The sequence below is a fragment of the Roseobacter phycocola genome, assembly GCF_042055075.2.
Lineage (GTDB): Bacteria > Pseudomonadota > Alphaproteobacteria > Rhodobacterales > Rhodobacteraceae > Roseobacter.
In genome coordinates, this window is record NZ_CP194010.1 from 3,806,659 (window position 1) to 3,823,439 (window position 16,781).

General features: G+C 60.3%; 17 protein-coding genes and 1 pseudogene. 11 read left to right on the forward strand and 7 right to left on the reverse strand.

Annotation, left to right across the window (positions count from 1 at the left end):
• Nucleotides 1–51: 51 nt before the first annotated feature.
• Nucleotides 52–1,314: a glycosyltransferase gene (locus AB4K19_RS18805; RefSeq protein ID WP_375229766.1), complete on the forward strand. Its 1,263-nt coding sequence runs from the start codon at nt 52–54 to the stop codon at nt 1,312–1,314.
• Between the two features lie 56 nt (nt 1,315–1,370).
• Here AB4K19_RS18805 and AB4K19_RS18810 read toward each other — a convergent pair whose 3' ends face one another.
• The gene (locus tag AB4K19_RS18810; protein ID WP_375229767.1) at nt 1,371–1,667 is read right to left on the reverse strand and encodes a DUF1330 domain-containing protein; all 297 of its coding nucleotides are present in this window, start codon (nt 1,665–1,667) and stop codon (nt 1,371–1,373) included.
• Nucleotides 1,660–2,358: a GntR family transcriptional regulator gene (locus AB4K19_RS18815; RefSeq protein ID WP_375229768.1), complete on the reverse strand. Its 699-nt coding sequence runs from the start codon at nt 2,356–2,358 to the stop codon at nt 1,660–1,662. Before AB4K19_RS18815 ends, AB4K19_RS18810 begins: the two co-directional genes overlap by 8 nt.
• Nucleotides 2,359–2,460: 102 nt before the next feature.
• On the opposite strand from AB4K19_RS18815, the gene AB4K19_RS18820 reads away from it, so the two are divergent.
• From AB4K19_RS18820 to AB4K19_RS18840, 5 genes are read left to right on the forward strand one after another with little or no spacing between them, the layout of a single operon-like run.
• Nucleotides 2,461–3,063: an amino acid synthesis family protein gene (locus AB4K19_RS18820; protein ID WP_375229769.1), complete on the forward strand. Its 603-nt coding sequence runs from the start codon at nt 2,461–2,463 to the stop codon at nt 3,061–3,063.
• On the forward strand, nt 3,035–3,847 hold the full coding sequence (locus tag AB4K19_RS18825; RefSeq protein ID WP_375229770.1) for an alpha/beta fold hydrolase: 813 nt from the start codon (nt 3,035–3,037) through the stop codon (nt 3,845–3,847). The genes AB4K19_RS18820 and AB4K19_RS18825 overlap by 29 nt, the downstream gene beginning before the upstream one ends.
• Complete coding sequence (locus AB4K19_RS18830) at nt 3,844–4,761, forward strand: flavin reductase (RefSeq protein ID WP_375229771.1); 918 nt, start codon at nt 3,844–3,846, stop codon at nt 4,759–4,761. Before AB4K19_RS18825 ends, AB4K19_RS18830 begins: the two co-directional genes overlap by 4 nt.
• 4 nt (nt 4,762–4,765) lie before the next feature.
• A complete protein-coding gene (locus AB4K19_RS18835; protein ID WP_375229772.1) occupies nt 4,766–5,803 on the forward strand; it encodes an LLM class flavin-dependent oxidoreductase in 1,038 nt (345 codons plus the stop codon).
• Between the two features lie 10 nt (nt 5,804–5,813).
• Nucleotides 5,814–7,280, forward strand: a complete 1,467-nt coding sequence (locus tag AB4K19_RS18840) for an aldehyde dehydrogenase (protein ID WP_375229773.1) — start codon at nt 5,814–5,816, stop codon at nt 7,278–7,280.
• Nucleotides 7,281–7,310: 30 nt separating this feature from the next.
• Here AB4K19_RS18840 and AB4K19_RS18845 read toward each other — a convergent pair whose 3' ends face one another.
• A complete protein-coding gene (locus AB4K19_RS18845) occupies nt 7,311–8,195 on the reverse strand; it encodes a helix-turn-helix domain-containing protein (RefSeq protein ID WP_375229774.1) in 885 nt (294 codons plus the stop codon).
• 125 nt (nt 8,196–8,320) lie between these two features.
• On the opposite strand from AB4K19_RS18845, the gene pobA reads away from it, so the two are divergent.
• The 5 genes and pseudogenes from pobA (at nt 8,321) to pcaG (ending at nt 11,869) form a co-directional block, all read left to right on the forward strand.
• A complete protein-coding gene (pobA, locus tag AB4K19_RS18850) occupies nt 8,321–9,505 on the forward strand; it encodes a 4-hydroxybenzoate 3-monooxygenase (RefSeq protein WP_375229775.1) in 1,185 nt (394 codons plus the stop codon).
• Nucleotides 9,506–9,508: 3 nt separating this feature from the next.
• Nucleotides 9,509–9,883, forward strand: a pseudogene (locus tag AB4K19_RS18855) (alpha/beta fold hydrolase); the annotation flags it as partial.
• A gap of 306 nt (nt 9,884–10,189) precedes the next feature.
• Complete coding sequence (gene pcaC / locus AB4K19_RS18860) at nt 10,190–10,591, forward strand: 4-carboxymuconolactone decarboxylase (RefSeq protein WP_375230938.1); 402 nt, start codon at nt 10,190–10,192, stop codon at nt 10,589–10,591.
• Complete coding sequence (gene pcaH, locus AB4K19_RS18865) at nt 10,584–11,309, forward strand: protocatechuate 3,4-dioxygenase subunit beta (protein ID WP_436398547.1); 726 nt, start codon at nt 10,584–10,586, stop codon at nt 11,307–11,309. Before pcaC ends, pcaH begins: the two co-directional genes overlap by 8 nt.
• Nucleotides 11,309–11,869 (forward strand): protocatechuate 3,4-dioxygenase subunit alpha, encoded by a 561-nt coding sequence (gene pcaG, locus AB4K19_RS18870; RefSeq protein WP_375229776.1) that lies wholly within the window; start codon nt 11,309–11,311, stop codon nt 11,867–11,869. Before pcaH ends, pcaG begins: the two co-directional genes overlap by 1 nt.
• Nucleotides 11,870–11,948: 79 nt before the next feature.
• Here the strand turns inward: pcaG and AB4K19_RS18875 are convergent, their stop codons facing one another.
• The 4 genes from AB4K19_RS18875 to AB4K19_RS18890 form a co-directional block, all read right to left on the reverse strand.
• Nucleotides 11,949–12,971: an ABC transporter ATP-binding protein gene (locus tag AB4K19_RS18875; protein ID WP_375229777.1), complete on the reverse strand. Its 1,023-nt coding sequence runs from the start codon at nt 12,969–12,971 to the stop codon at nt 11,949–11,951.
• Nucleotides 12,971–14,227, reverse strand: a complete 1,257-nt coding sequence (locus AB4K19_RS18880; protein ID WP_436398549.1) for an MGH1-like glycoside hydrolase domain-containing protein — start codon at nt 14,225–14,227, stop codon at nt 12,971–12,973. The genes AB4K19_RS18875 and AB4K19_RS18880 overlap by 1 nt, the downstream gene beginning before the upstream one ends.
• A 64-nt stretch (nt 14,228–14,291) precedes the next feature.
• Nucleotides 14,292–15,500: a carbohydrate ABC transporter permease gene (locus AB4K19_RS18885; protein WP_375229779.1), complete on the reverse strand. Its 1,209-nt coding sequence runs from the start codon at nt 15,498–15,500 to the stop codon at nt 14,292–14,294.
• Nucleotides 15,497–16,741 (reverse strand): carbohydrate ABC transporter permease, encoded by a 1,245-nt coding sequence (locus AB4K19_RS18890; RefSeq protein ID WP_375229780.1) that lies wholly within the window; start codon nt 16,739–16,741, stop codon nt 15,497–15,499. Before AB4K19_RS18890 ends, AB4K19_RS18885 begins: the two co-directional genes overlap by 4 nt.
• Nucleotides 16,742–16,781 lie beyond the last annotated feature (40 nt).

The window sequence follows — 16,781 nt, forward strand, 5'->3', positions numbered from 1 at the left end:
GGAGACATCAATTCGGCTGGCGGGAATATTCACGCAGAAAGTTACCGGTTCATGAAGATTCTGTTCATCCATAAAAACTTTCCCGCGCAGTTCGGACGATTCGCCACATGGCTGGCGGAACAGGGATGGGATGTCACCTATGCGACGGCGCGGCAGGGCGTGCGGTCGGCGGACATGCGGATCGTCAATTTCCGCGAGCATCGCGCGCCGTCATCCGGCACACATCACTACCTGACCGGAACCGAACGCGCCGTCATCGCCGGCCAGGGTATGGTACGCACCGCAATTTCACTGCAGGAGAGCGGTTACCGGCCGGATATCGTTGTCGCTCATTCCGGTTGGGGCGTCGGGTTCTACGTTAAGGATGTCTGGCCGGACGCAAAATACGTGCAGTACGCAGAGTGGTACTACAATTACCCGCACGCGGACGGGACACCCTATTTCAAGGCGCAGCACCCCGTGGAAGAAAGCGCCAGAGCCCGTACCCGCAACGCTCCGTTCTGGCTGGATTTCAGCGCTGCAGACGCAACCATCTGTCCGACCGAATACCAGGCCTCGACCTTTCCGCCAAAGGCGCGAGACTACATTACGGTGCTGAGTGATGGCTTTGATACAAGGGCGCATTGCCCCGGGCCACGCGATCTGTCCTTTCCGGAAGCGGCGGGTATCCCGGATGATGCAAAACTGGTCACTTACATTGCCCGCGGCATGGAGCCGACCCGCGGCTTCCCAGAAGTGATGAGGGCTGCGGAACGGCTGCTGGCAAAAAGACCGGATACACATGTCGTTATTATTGCAGGCGACCGCGTGGCGTATGGTCCACAAAACGACGGGCCGTCGTGGAAAGAACGGATGCTCGCAGAGCTGGAGATAGACCCCTCGCGTCTGCATTTCACGGGTCTTGTGCCACGATCGGCGATGATCGGCTTTCTCCGGGCATCTGATGCCCATCTTTACCTGTCTGCACCCTTTGTTCTGTCCTGGTCCTTTGTCGAGGCAATGGCCTGCGCCGCACCCATTGTCGGCGCCCGGTCGGCGCCGGTCGAGGAATTCATGACCCACGAGGAGCACGGGATGCTGGTCGATCCCTACAATACAGATGAAGTCGCGGAAGCTATTTTGCGACTTCTGGATGACCCTGGATATGCCCGTCGTCTCGGCAATGCCGCCCGTGAAAAAGCAGTTGCGGGCTATGACGGGGAAACGGTTGCGTTTCCGCGCGCCGCAGGTTTTTTGAGCGACCTGGTTGAAAACGGCGGCCTGACAGCCGGTGACAAACCTGCCGCGGCATCCTGTACAAAACGGGCAGGCTGATCCGCGAAATCAACACTGTCAGCTGACCGGCGTGCGGGCGCGAACAGGTCCCGGGTTCACCCGTCCGAAAGGCCCTCTGTAATCACAACATGTGCGTGGCACGCACCTTCCCGTTTCTGCCGTGCAGACTGGTATGCAGCCGAACGGTAGCAGGCCAGCGCGCGTTCCATACTGTCAAATTCGATCACGACATGCCGTTGCCATGCATCGCCCTCCAGAGTGACGGCTTCACCGCCGCGTGCCAGAAACCTTGCGCCATATTCGGCGAAAGCTGCCGGGGCATGCTGCTGGTACCCGGCATAGCGTTCCGGGTCAGTTACTGTCACCAGAGCGATCCAGTACCCTTTAGCCATCTTCGGTCTCCTCCGGGTCTTCCAGAAAGGGGCGTGCTGTGCGCGCGGCGTCTGCGATATGGGCCTCAACAGCGGCCCGGGCGGCGTCCGCCGAACCACTCAGGATCGCTGCGTGGATATCCCGAAGATGCTCAATGCCCGGGCGCGACCGGTCCCGCGCGGCGATGGTCAGGGCGCGAAGCCGGCTGATACGGCCATTCAGTCTCTGAACAACCTCCCAGGCGATATCGTGCCCGGCGGCCTCAAAGATGAGTTCGTAAAAGCGTGTGGTCGCCTGCAGCAGTCCGGCCCACTGGGTGTCATCCAGTTTGGTCTCCAGATGTCGCAGTGCACTTGTAAGTTCAGCGGCAAATGCTTCGTGGTGGGCGTCAGCGCATGCCGCAGCGGCCGATCCCTCCAGCTGGCGGCGGATTTCGTAGATCTGCTCTGCCTGATCACGGCTCAGCGTCGCCACGACCGGTCCGCGGTTGGGCAGTATCTCAACCAGACCTTCTGCCTCAAGAAAACGGATCGTTTCACGGACAACCGTACGGCTCACGCCGAGCTGTTCGCACAGTGGGCGCTCCACCAGGCGTTCACCAGGGGCAAAGTGCCCGTCGATAATCGCCTCCCGCATCCGTGCCTGCACAATGTCGCGCAGGGTCTGCGGCGCCTGTTCGATTTTTCTCAGAACTGTCCCGGAAGCTGCCATGCGTCTGCATACCAATGCAGGTGCGCCGGAACAAGGATTATTGACATATGGTATGATGGTATACCATATTCGCACAGTATTAAAATCTGACCGGAATCGCATATGCCCGCTGACATCAGAAAAACTGTGCTGAATGTTGAAACGACCCTTGTGGAAGGTGGAAAGAAGGCGCCAACGCCGCTCCGGATGATCGCTGCGATGGCTGTGATCCGGAACCCCTGGGCCGGCCAGGGCTTTACCGAGGATCTGTCACCGCCAATCCGCGACTGTGCGCCAGGTCTGGGCGCGTTGCTGACCGGAATGATCCTTGATGCAGCGGGCGGGGGCGACGTTGTGGAAGCCTATGGAAAGTCCGCAGTGGTCGGGCTGAACGGTGAGGTCGAGCACGCCTCTGCGCTTATTCACACTCTGCATTTTGGCAACCACTACAGAAACGCGGTTGGCGCGAAATCCTATCTGTCGTTCTGCAATACCCGGGGGCCGGCGAACGCGCCGGTTATGATCCCGCTGATGGACAAACATGATGCCGGCCGCCGGTCACATTATCTGACCATCCAGACATCCATCCCGGACGCACCTGCCGCGGACGAAATCCTGATTGCGCTCGGGGCTTCGGTCGGCGGGCGGCCGCATCACCGGATCGGTGATCGATATCAGGACCTCAGAGAGCTTGGCCATGACGCTGACAACCCTGCAGCTGTCTGAGAGCGGGCGCACCGTTGCTCTGCGTTCGGTGGGGCAGGGCGAGCCGCTTGTTCTCATTCACGGCGTGGGCATGCAGTCAGCAGCCTGGGCGCCCCAGATCGCGGCCTTTTCTGAAACACACCGTGTGATAGCGGTCGATATGCCGGGTCATGGTGGCAGCGAACCGTTGCCACATGACTGCCGTCTGCCGGAGTTCGTCGCCTGGTGCGGGGATGTGCTGGACACGCTGGGCCAGGGTCCGGTCAATCTGGCCGGGCATTCCATGGGCGCTTTGATCGCCGGAGGTGTGGCTGCCACGCAACCTCAGCTGGTCCGGCGCGCAGCGTTGCTGAATGGTGTCTACAGGCGCAGTGAAACGGCCCGCCAGGCGGTGCTGGACCGGGCTGGCGACATCCGAAACGGACGGATGGATCTGGAAACGCCCCTGGCCCGGTGGTTTGGGTCGTCCCCTGCCGAAGAAGCGGCCAGGGCAAAGGTTGCCCACTGGCTGGGCACGGTCGAGACCGACGGATATGCCACAGCATATGAGGCCTTTGCGCATGGCGACGCTACTTATGCGCCGGCCTTTGGCCAGATTGCCTGCCCCTTTCTTGCAATCACCGGCGAAGGTGATCCGAATTCGACACCGGACATGGCGCGGCAGATGGCATCCCTGGTTCCCGGCGGGAAATCCGCAGTAATTGCCGGGCACCGGCATATGATCAACCTGACCGCCCCGGACGAGGTGAACGCGCACCTGGCCGCCTGGCTGGCCCGCACGCTGCATCCGGAGGCTGTTACATGACCCAACCAGACCCACGCGCACTCCGCTCAGCATTCGGAACATTCATGACCGGCGTTACCGTTGTCACATCGCTGGACGGCGACGGAAACCCGGTTGGTTTTACAGCTAACTCCTTCAGTTCGGTATCCCTCGATCCACCGCTCCTGCTCGTCTGTCTCGCGAAATCTTCGAGCAATTATGATACTCTCACGCAGGCGAAAGGGTTCGCTGTGAATGTCCTGTCTGCGGACCAGACGGAAGTTTCAAATACCTTCGCGCGTCCGGTCGAGGACAGATTTGCGTCGGTTCAATGGCAATCCGGCCCGTTTGGCTCCCCGGTTCTGGAAGGCGTCAGCGCCTGGTTTGACTGCAGCATGCACAATACTGTGGAGGCCGGTGATCACATCATTCTGATCGGCCAGGTGCAGGGATTCGACAGCACGCCGGCACCAGGTCTCGGTTACGTGCGCGGCGCCTATGTTATCCCATCGATCGGCGAGGAACTGCTGGCGTCCGGGACAGACCTGATCGTGTCGGCAATCATCCTGCGGGACAGGCATGTGCTGCTGGTGGACAGCGGCACAGGCGGTGCGGGGCTGCCGGAAGCATTGGTGCAGGCAGATGGTGCATCCGCTGCCGTGCGACGTCTTATTGCATCCACCGGGCTCACGGCAGAGCCGGGCTTCGTGTATTCAGTCTTCGAGGATCCTGCGCGGCGCAGGCAGCATATTTCCTTTCTGTGCCACGCCGGTGAGGGAGCTCCGGACGCCGGGACTTTTGTGCCACTGAGCCCGACAGCACTGGACGACGTGGCGGATCCGGCCATTCTGTCGATGCTGGAACGGCTGGCACGTGAGACCAGCCTCGGTCAGTTTGGAGTGTATTCCGGAAATCAGAACAGTGGCGAAGTGCGCCCGGTTTCGCAGGGAGGATAGGCGGATGCGGTTTTCATTGTTTGTGCACATGGAACGCACGGACCCGGATCAGGACCAGCGCGCGCTTTATGATCAGTTTGTGGCGCTCGCCAAAATCGCTGACGCGGGCGGGATGCATGCGGTCTGGACGGGTGAGCATCACGGCATGGATTTCACAATCGCGCCCAATCCCTTTCTGAACCTTGTGGACCTAGCCCGGCAGACCAAGAACGTTCGCCTTGGGACGGGGACCATTATCGCGCCGTTCTGGCATCCGATCCGACTGGCTGGTGAGGCAGCCATGGCAGATCTGATCACCGACGGTCGGCTGGATCTGGGCATCGCGCGCGGTGCGTATAGCTATGAATACGAGCGGATGGTGCCGGGTATGGATGCATGGGACGCCGGGTTGCGCATGCGCGAACTGGTCCCGGCGGTTCAGGCGCTGTGGCGCGGTGATCACGCACTTGAAGGCACGTATCACAGCTTTCCCGAGACCACGTCTTCGCCTAAGCCGGTGCAGCAGGACGGCCCGCCGATATGGGTTGCGGCGCGCGATCCAAACAGCCATGAATTCGCTGTCTCCAACGGCTGTCATGTGCAGGTGACGCCGCTGTGGCAGGGGGACGAGGAAATCGCCCGGCTGATGCAGACGTTCGAAGAGGCCTGCGCAAAGTTCCCGGATATTCCACGACCGGAGATCATGCTGCTGAACCACACCTATATTGCGTCTGACGCGGTAGATGCGCAGCAGGCCGCAGAAGAGATCAACCGTTTCTACTGCTATTTCGGGGCGTGGTTCAAAAACGAGCGACCCGTGTCACAGGGGCTGATTCAGCCCTTGTCGGATGAGGAAATCGCGGCCCACCCATTCTATTCTGCTGAAGCGATGATGCGGGACAATGTTATCGCGACACCGGACGCAGCGATTGACCGTCTCCGGACTTATGCCGACATGGGGTATGACGAGTATTCCTTCTGGATCGACAGTGGTATGAGTTTCGAGCGGAAAAAGGCCTCGCTGGAACGGTTCATCGCAGATGTGATGCCAGCGTTTGCCTGAAGGATCGGATATGCAGCAGTTTCAGCAATACATCGGCGGCGTTTTCTCGGATGGGAGCGCGCGATTTGAGAGTATTGATCCGGCCAGCGGCAAACCCTGGGCGATGATGCCGGAGGCCAGAGGCCCCGATGTGGAGGCTGCGGTATCTGCTGCGCGTGCCGCGTTCCGGTCGCCTGACTGGGCGGGGATGACAGCCACGGCGCGGGGCAGATGCCTGCTGAGGCTCGCGGACATGATTGCAGAAAATGCGCCACGGCTTGCCGAACTTGAAACGCGTGATACGGGCAAGATCATTCGCGAAACATCGGCGCAGATCGCCTATGTTGCCGAATACTTCCGATACTATGCCGGTCTTGCCGACAAGATCGAAGGAGCGCATCTGCCGATCGACAAACCGGATATGGAGGTCTGGATGCGCCGCGAACCGGTTGGCGTTGTTGCAGCGGTGGTGCCTTGGAACTCGCAGCTTTTCCTGTCTGCTGTCAAAATCGGGCCTGCGCTTGCGGCAGGCTGTACTGTCGTTCTGAAAGCGTCCGAGCAGGGGCCTGCCCCGATGCTGGAATTTGCGCGAATTTTCGACCAGGCGGGTTTTCCGCCGGGTGTTCTGAATGTCATCACCGGTTTTGGTCCTGAGTGCGGCGCAGTGCTCAGCAGCCACAGGGACGTCGACCACGTGGCCTTTACCGGCGGTCCGGAGACGGCGAGGCACATCGTGCGAAACTCTGCCGAAAATCTTGCATCAACATCGCTGGAGTTGGGGGGCAAATCGCCGTTCATCGTTTTTGCAGATGCGGATCTGGAAAGTGCGGTGAATGCGCAGGTGTCGGGCATTTTTGCCGCCTCAGGCCAGAGCTGTGTCGCAGGGTCCCGCCTGGTGATCGAAGACAGTATCTGTGATGCCTTTCTGACGCGCATCCGGCGAAAAGCAGAGGCAGTGGTGATCGGCGCGCCGGATGATGCAGGCACGGAAGTGGGGCCCCTGTGCACGTTTGCGCAGGTCGAACGAGCGACCGACCTGGTACAGCGGTCTGTGGCAGTAGGTGCGGAGATTGTAACCGGAGGTGCGCCGTCAGACAGGGATGGGTTCTATTTCCCTCCGACAGTTCTGGATTGCCGGAACGCGCCGGATGCGCCCTGTCTGACCGAAGAGTTTTTCGGGCCGGTGCTCTCCGTGGTGAGCTTTGACAGCGAAGCCGAAGCGATCGCCATTGCGAATGACAGCGACTATGGTCTGGCTTCGGGCGTATTCACACGGGATCTGACCCGGGCCCACAGGATGATCCGGGGCATTGACGCGGGTATCGTCTGGGTGAACACCTATCGCGCCGTCAGTCCGATTGCGCCCTTTGGCGGGCACGGTCTGAGCGGGCATGGCCGGGAAGGCGGGCTGCAGGCGGCGCTGGACTATACAAAGGTCAAAACGGTCTGGCTGCGCACCAGTGACGATCCGATCCCCGACCCCTTTGTTATGCGCTGAGCGCGGGGCGGGGTAGCCGCGTTTCAGGTTTCAGCTGCCCACACGCATCCGAAACCCGCCGGGTGTCATGCCTGTCTGCTTTTTAAAGGTTCTGCAGAAAAAAGCAGGGTCACGATACCCAGAGCGCTGGGCGATCTCTGTCACCGGGTGCCGGGTGAATTCGAGCAGACGCCGTGCCTCAACAAGCCGGCGCTGACGCACAAGCGCATTGGGCGACGCATTCAGCAGGCGGCGGCAGATGCGCGTCAGGTGTGCTGGTGAGACGCCCGTGCGGCTTGCATACTCTCCGACCGACAATGGTTCCTGAAAATGATGTTCCAGCAGATTGCAGAACCGCTGCGCCTGCTGTTCATGAAGGGTCAGTTCATGCACATCTACAGGCCGCGCACCTGCAAGCCCTGTCTGAAGGGATGACTGGCAAAGCAGAACCAGCAACCGCGCGAGCGTACACAGCGTCTCGTTCCGCGCGGGCCGGACATCAGCAAATACGCGTTGTGCCTGCCGGGTGACGCTGCGCAGATCATCAAAGAACGGGCAGGTGTCTTCGGTCAGGAGTGTCGCGCCGTGATCCGGCAGCAGCGAGATGCGCGACACGGTATCTGCATCCAGTGCTTCGAGAGCCAGTGTCAGGACGTCTCCTTCGGTATTGTCCGGAAACCGGAAGCCGTGGGGCGTTCCGGGTGGCACAAACAGCGCCGAAGGCCGGGTTGTCCGGTATCGTGTTTCCGCCAGTGTGATTTCGATGCCAGCCGTCTCAAACAGGAAGAACTGGGCCAGATGTTTGTGCCGGTGAAGTCGGATTGTCCAATCATGTGGTGCGCTCCTTTCCCGGACGCGTTCGCAGTGTACCGCGTCCCGGGACGCACCAGAGAGCAGATTTCCATATAAATCATAGTTTGGGATAGGGCGTGGCATGAGGTCGATCAGGGTTCCGTGAACAACACATGACTGAATAGTCCAATAAGATGACCGGGAAGTCCATTTTCTGACCGGACCCGCGCCCCTAAAATCGGACGCTGATGCGAGGGCGAAGGGGCGATATGACAAAGACGATAAGGACCTCCGTCTGCATCGTTGGTTCCGGGCCGGGTGGTCTGTTGCTGTCCCAGTTGCTTGCCGACCAGGGGATTGAAACCGTTCTGATCGACCGGCAGGACCAGGCGCATATCGAAGGGCGTATCCGCGCGGGGGTGCTGGAACAGGGAACCGTTGACGCGCTTGAGGAGGCAGGTGTCGCAGAGCGCCTGCATCGCGAGGGGCTGCAGCATGACGGTTTTGAACTGGCGTTTGACGGCGACAGACACCGTATCGACCTGCAGGCGCTGACGGGCTGTTCAGTGACTGTTTACGGGCAGACAGAGGTCACGCGCGATCTTTTTGCCAGCCGCCATCAGCAGGGCCAGCAGTTTTTCTTCAATGCACAGGATGTCCGTCCGGTCAGCCTGAAATCAGACAGGCCCGAGGTTCATTTTGTCTGTGACGGCAGGCCTTACATTGTCTCATGCGATTTTGTCGCCGGATGCGATGGGTTTCACGGTGTTTCACGCCAGGCCATTCCGCAAGATGTGCTTCGGACGTTTGAACGGGTCTACCCCTTTGGCTGGCTGGGCATTCTGGTGGATCGCGCGCCGGTGAGCCATGAGTTGATTTATGCAAACCAAGCCCGGGGGTTCGCGCTGGCATCCATGCGGTCGGAAACGCGCAGCAGGTACTATGTCCAGTGCGGTGTGGGCGACACCGTGGATGACTGGTCAGACGATAGGTTCTGGGAAGAATTCGCCGCCCGGCTCGGACCGGATGCGGCGCGCGGACTGCAGACCGGCCCGTCATTTGAAAAGAGCATAGCGCCATTGCGGTCGTTCGTTGCGGAGCCCATGCGGTATGGCCGGCTTTTTCTGGCTGGTGATGCCGCGCATATTGTGCCGCCGACCGGTGCAAAGGGTCTGAACCTCGCTGTGGCTGACGTGCGTCTGCTGGCCCGGGCCCTGTCCGAACACTACAAAAACCACAATGATCACTACATCGAAACCTATTCCGAAACCGTGCTGCGACGCGTCTGGAAGGTGGAGCGGTTTTCCTGGCAACTGTCCAACCTAATGCACCAGTTCCCGGAAAACACAGCGTTTGAGAAACGGATGCAGCGCGCTGAGTTTGAATATCTGTGCAGTTCTGAGGCTGCTTCGCGTACGATTGCAGAAAATTATGTCGGCCTGCCGCTGGAGTAACGGATGGATGCAACTGAACTGAATGGGGGGCTGATCGCCTGGTCGCACTGCCCTTCGCCGGCGGGTACAGTGGTGTTTGTGAACCCGGCAGGGTGTGATCAGCGCTACTGGGATGGCGTTCGCGCTGGTCTGGACCGGGGGCTTGGCACGCTGACTTTCGATCACAGGGGGCAGGGGCTGAGCAGCGATTTGCCAGAAGGCGCGACAGCGCCGGACCTTGCGCTGGACCTGCCGGCACTTCTGGAACATGCAGCACCTTCAAAGGTGGTACTGGTTGGTGACGCAGAGGGGGCCGCTCTGGCGATGCTGGCCGCCGGTCTGCGCCCGGATATGATTGCGGCGCTGGTCCTGACGGCTCCGACTGTTTCCACGAGGGAAACAAGTCCGGCAGGTTGGCTGTCGGAAACTTTCATGGAGCGGTTTCCGGCGCGGACACAGCTCCTCGGGAACATGGTCCTGCAGAATAGCAGGTCCGGCGCAGACAGACTGCGGGCGGCAACCGGCGCGTTGGATCTGCGGGGCACTGCGTCACAGGTAAAGCACCCGGTTTCTGTCGTTTCCGGACGCATGCCCCCGCCTGCCACCGAGGCCATGTCAGATGCACTGCAGGAGGGTCGGCTGATCACGCTGGACGCAGACGTCCGGTGTCTTCCGGCGGAAGCCCCCGATGATCTTGCCCGGATCATAAGCGATGTGGCGTCACCGGTACTGCCCCGCGGTACTGCGGGCGACGAAGTGCGCCGGTCTGTTCTGGGCAACGAACACGTGGAACGGGCCCGGGCGCAGCAGACGGAATTCGACAACGCATTTCAGGCGCTGATAACCGAAGGGGCGTGGGGGACGGTCTGGGCCAGCAACGCAATCACACGACGCGAACGGTCAATGATCACGCTGGCCCTGCTTGCGGCATTGGGTAACTTTGATGAAATACCCATGCACATCCGTGCGGCAGCGGTAACCGGGGCCAGCAGAAAAGACATCGCGGAGGCATTTCAGCACGTCGCGGTTTACGCCGGCGTGCCGCGCGCAAATCATGCGATCCGGCTGGCGAAGGAAGTTTTCAGGGAGATGGACAGCGATGACTGAGGCGCCTTTCACCCGTCGGGACCTGAACTGGCATCCGCCAGCGCTGGCACCTGACTACCGGTCCAGCCGCTTGCGATCGCCGCAGCAGAAACTGCTGCAATATGCGCCGACGGTCACGGAAATGGCCGGGCCGGTTTTCGGACAGGACATGCCAGGACCGCTGGATCATGATCTGCTGGTCAACTACGCGCGGAATGGCAGGACAGCACAGGGTGCCCGCATTCTTGTGCACGGGCGCCTGCTGGACGCAGATAGCAGGCCGCTGCCCGGCAAGCTGATTGAGATATGGCAGGCCAATGCCGGCGGCCGTTACAGACATAAGGCAGATGGATATACCGCACCGCTGGATCCGGATTTCGGGGGATGTGGGAGGTGCATTACCGACAGCGAGGGGCGTTACTCTTTCCGGACGGTCCAGCCTGGTCCGTACCCCTGGCCCAATGGCGGCAATGACTGGCGGCCAGCGCATATTCACTTCTCCGTTTTCGGGGATGGATTTGCACAGCGGCTGATCACCCAGATGTATTTTGAAGGTGATCCCCACATCCCACTCTGCCCGATTGTCCAGGCGGTGCCGTCGCAGGCCGCAGTTGACCGGCTGATCGCCCGTCTGGACATGGCCCGGACCGTTCCCATGGACATCCGCGCCTGGCGCTTTGACATTGTATTGCGCGGACGCGACGCCACGATGTTTGAGAACCAGCGGGAGGGGCTTTGATGGCTTCTGACAGGGAAACGCCGTCCCAGACGGCAGGCCCCTATGTACACATCGGCTGTATGCCGGCAAAAGCCGGCATCGACGGGATGTACGGTGGTGTTGATCCGGGATCGGCCATGATCCTCGGGCCATCAGCGGGCGAGGCGGTCACGCTGGAACTCGATATTCTTGATGGTGAAGATACCCCGCTGCGCGATGCGATGATCGAGATCTGGCAGGCCGGTCCCGAAGGCCGGTTCGGTGCCACGCAGAACTTCAGCAACTGGGGTCGGGCGGCCACTGATGCGGAAACGGGTATTGCGCGTTTTGAAACGCTGAAACCCGGAGCAGCGGGCGAACAGGCGCCGCATATCCTGGTGTGGATCACCGCGCGGGGTATCAACCTTGGCCTGACGACGCGTATTTATTTCGCGGATGAAGCTGACCGGAATGCGCAGGATCCGGTGTATTGCCTCGCGGGGGAGCGTGCACTCACATTGGTAGCGGCCAGGACACCGGGTGGATATCGCCACACCATTCGCCTGCAGGGGGTCTCGGAAACCGTCTTTTTTGATGTGTGAAGGCGCAGAAATCTGCCTGTAACCGGGCGACCGGTTGCTGCGCCCCGAAACCGAGGGGGCGCAGTTATTTTGTCACTGATCAGCCGGCCGAAACCGCGAGGCCTGCCGTATCAAAGAAATGCGACCTGCCGTTCTCGAAGGCGAGACCGCAGGCGTCACCGGGTCTGAGCTCCGTATCGCCGGCAATCCGGACCGTGATCCGCCCGGCACCACCGCAATCCATGACCACAAAAGTGTCTGCACCGAGGTATTCGAGAACATCAACGGTACCGTCGATATTGCCCTGACCGGAGCCCGTGACAGTAATATGTTCTGGCCGGATGCCGATCTGATCCGCGCGATCCGGGATGGCGATGCCGGATGAATGCGCCGCGGCAAAGACATTCATCCGCGGTGAACCGATAAACTGAGCCACAAAAAGGTTCGCCGGGTGTTCATACAGCTCACGCGGTGAGCCGACCTGTGCGATGCGACCCCCATCAAGGACCACAATCCGGTCCGCCAGTGTCATGGCTTCGACCTGATCGTGCGTCACGTAGATCATTGTGGATTTCAGCGTCTGGTGAAGCTTGGCGATCTCATAGCGCATCTCAACACGCAGAGCGGCATCAAGGTTCGACAGGGGTTCATCAAAGAGGAAGGCTGTCGGATCGCGCACGATCGACCGTCCGATGGCCACGCGTTGCCGCTGACCGCCGGAAAGGTCTTTGGGGCGCCGGTCGAGATAGGCATCCAGCTTCAGGACACGGGCGGCCTCGTCGACCTTTTCCTTTATTTCTGCCTGTGGCAGTCCGGCGGATTTCAGTGGAAAGCCCACGTTGTCGCGTACGGACATGTGCGGATAAAGCGCGTAGCTCTGAAACACCATGGCAAGTCCGCGTTTGTTGGGCGGCTCTGCCGTGGCATCGCGGTCAGCGATCATAATCTGCCCGCGCGATGTTTCCTCAAGCCCGGCAATCATCCGCAGCAGGGTGGATTTGCCGCAGCCGGAGGGGCCGACAAAGATGATGAATTCACCCTCTTCGATCTCGAGGTCCACCCCTTTGATGACCTGAACCTCACCGTACCATTTCTCGACGGCTCTGAGTGCAATTGAAGACATTATGCTGCTCCCTGGCGTGTTTCCGGAGACAGGCCGGCCCATCCAAGCCAGACTGCGGCGGTCCATGTGAAAGACCCTCCGCCAGCGGGCGCACCACTCAGCGGATCATAGTATTCGGCAAAACCGTTCATTTCCATCAGCCGCGCGGTATCGCGGCGGATGCGTCCGGCGAGATCATGCTGTCCCTGTTCTTCCAGTCCGGAACCCACCAGGTAGTTCATTATGGGCCAGGTCGGCCCGCGCCAGTAACGGAGGCTTTCGAAACCTTCGGCCTGTGGGTCATAGCTCGGCAGGCCGTATTCGCAGGCCCCCAGCATCCGTTCGATGGCCGGGCGCGCGCGCTGATCATTGATCCCGGCATACCAGCACAGGGCGGACGCATTGCTTAGCACACCGTTGAACCGGCCTGTGTGCGCGTCCCGGCTGTCATAGCCGCCGGTTTCGTCGTTCCACAGCGTCGCGGCGCCTGCCTCCAGCGTGCTGATCCATTCTTCGATCATGCTGACATCTTCGCCGAACCGCCGGCCCATTGCTGCAAGATCACGCTGGGCGCGCAGCAGGGTGAAGGTCATCGTCGGATCCGCCACACGGAATGGATTCAGTTCGAGCAGTTTCGCCTGATCCCAGTTCACCGAAACGCCGATCTGCACCAGTTTGATGTAGCGGTCGTAGTCGTATTTCGTGGGCCGCATCGCGGGATCGACATGGCTTGTGTCACGTCGCGTGTATTCGCCCACGCCGCTTGGGTCGATGGCCCGCATCGCAGCATCCCAGTCCGGTGCGTTATCGCGTCCGGCCTCCCAGGGGTGGGTCACACAGACCGCTCCCTGATCGAGACGCCATTTCATGAACCAGTGGTGCCAGTCGCGCAGCTTTGGCCAGAGAGCCCGCGCGCGGGGCTCGCCGGTCGGGTCATTTGCGAGGATCTTGGCCATGAAGGAGGCTGCCACCGGCGGCTGGCTGATCCCGGACGATGGGATCGGGCCACGGCCCTGCCAGACGTCTGAACCGGGAAAGTAGCCGGGGTCCGGACGGTGGAACAGGATATGCGGGATCATTCCGTCTTCCCATTGTCCGGAGACCAGAGTTTCCAGCTCTTCCCAGGCACGGCCCGCATCGAAGGTCGAAAAGCCCCAGGCGGCAAACGCACTGTCCCAGTTCCACTGATAGGGATACAGGCCATGGGTCGGAAGCGTGTAGCCGCCTTTGTCATTCTGGCGCAGTATGCTGCGCGCGAGGTCTGTAAGATCGGTCATGGCGCGGTCCTCATACCGGGCTGCTGCCGCCAGGCGGCGTTGGTTTTTTCAACAGATACATGTGTCATCCTTTCACCGATCCAGCGGTCAGGCCTTTGGTCATGAAACGCTCAAGGCCCAGGAACAGCGCCATGATCGGGACCGTTGCGATAACGGAGCCTGCCATCAGGTGCTGACGCGGAATTTCGGAAGAGTTCAGCGACGCGATGCCGCGTGTGAGTGTGAATTTGCTCGGATCATCCAGCAGCATGAAGGCAAGAAGGAATTCGTTCCAGGCGATCATGAAGACATAGAGTGATACTGACGCCATTGCAGGCAGCGACAGCGGCAGGGTGATTTTCCAGATCACCTGCAGCCGGTTCAGCCCGTCCATCAGGCCCGCTTCCTCTACCTCTCCCGGCAGACCGCGGAAGTACCCCTGCAGCATGTAGAGTGCCACTGGAATGGTGGTCACAGGGTAGATCATGATGATCCCGGCGATGGAGTTGCGCAGGCCCGTCATCGAAAAGGCGATGTAGATGGGCAGGGCAAGAACGATCATCGGCACCATGTAGATCAGCAGAATGGACCGTGAAAAGGCAGCGCGTCCTTTGAACCGAAGGCGTGCTACAGCATAGGCCCCTGGCACCGCAAAGAGCAGCGTAATGAAAACCGTCAGAACCGAGATCAGGAAAGAGTTCAGCAGGTAAGTGCCGAAGTTAAACTGGCTGAAAAGTTCCTCGTACGAGCGGAACAGTTCCGCGCCGCGGGACAGCTCAATCGAGAAATCAAGTGGGTTCTGGATCAACTCTGACTGGTTTTTCAGGCTGGTCAGGACCATCACGTAAAACGGGATCAGGACAATCGCAGTAAAGAAGATATAGCCGAAACCGGTCAGAAAACGGATGACCGAGGCTTCGAAGATGTGGCGGTTGATCCCGCCCATTTCGACGTCGTCCAGCATGATCCACAGACCAAGAGCTGCGAAACCAGCCGTTGCAACAGCCCCGGTCACTGCTGAGAAACCGGATACGTTTTCTCCGATCACCAGAGGGCCAAACCCCGCAAGTGTGGCTGCGGTAACGGCGGCGGCGGCTGCCACCGGCTGCCATGACTGCCCGCGGATGCAGGCGAACCCGATCAGGATACCCCAGATAAGGGAGCCTGCGCCGGAGGGCCGGAATGCGGAACCGGTTGCGAAACTCATCGCCACAGCAAGGGTGGTCGCGATGATAAAGAGCCACAGCACACCCAGTACAGGCGCCGTGACATAGCCATATCGGAACATGCTCATAGCCCTTCCTCCCGGCTGATAAATTTGAAGAAGAAGACGGAGAAGAGCAGCAGGCAGCCAAAAATGACCACGGCAACGGCGGCACCCGCCCCGATGTTCGACACCGCAAAGGCCTGCTCGTAGACATTCACCGTGAGGGTACGCGTGCCCGCGTTACCGCCGGTCAGCAGGAAAATGTCGTCAAACTTGTTGAAGGTCCAGATGAAGCGCAGCAGGAACAACACGCTGAGAATGCCCAGCAACTGGGGCACCGACAGCGCCCAGAACTGCTGGAAGGGTGATGCGCCGTCCATGTCTGCGGCTTCGTACATGTCCGTGTCGATGCTCTGCATCCTGGCAAGGATGAAAAGGAACGACAGCGGGAAGTAGCGCCAGATCTCGAAGACCGTCACCATAATAAGTGCCAGCGGTCGTTCCCCGAAGAAGTTGATCGACTGCTGTGTCACGCCCATCTGCACCAGCAGAGCATTGGCTGAGCCGGAGAACGGATCAAAGAGGATGATCCAGGCAAAGGCCACAGCGATCACCGGCGATACGTAGGGAAAGAGATAGAGCCCGCGCAGGATACCCTGACCGCGGAAGGACTTGTTCAGCAGCAGCGCGGCAAAGAGCCCGAAGAGCAGCGCGCCGATGGTGCCGAAAACCGTATAAAACAGCGTGACCCAGAGGACTTCCCAGAATTCGTCGCCATCAAACACCCGGGCGAAGTTCTCGAAGGTGAAGGTTGCATTGGTCAGAACGTTCGAACTTTTGCCGCGTATGACCACAGCGCTGTCCTGTGGGCGCAGGCCATTATCGAGATAGGCCTGTTCGACAGTGACCGGGATCATGAGGCGTTCACGCTGCCCTCCTTCCCAGTCGCCGAGATCACAATCCAGGTTGCGCCCGTCGAGTGTACAGCGTTCATCCAGCGCGCCGACGGTCAGGCCCTCTGGCACGACGTCGGAGATGCCAACGCCACCGATGGGCTGTTCCTGGGACGAATTGCGCAGACGATAGCGGATGTTCGCCTGATCTCCGGGCGCTTCGAAATCGCCACGGATGTCTTCGCGTACCACCATCTCCGGTGGCCGCAGATCCGAAAGGGATACCGGCTTCACCGAGATCCAGAAAATTGCGAGGAGCGGCAGCACCACGACCAGCGCAACAGCGGTGATGGTAGGAGCCAGCAAGCCCCAGGCCAGCCGCGCTTCAAGCCGCGCGAGGGGGCCTGCGCCCTTTGGTGGGACAGCATCAGTCATGGTTCATCCTGAAATCTGAAGAAGGTTCGGAGGCGACGGC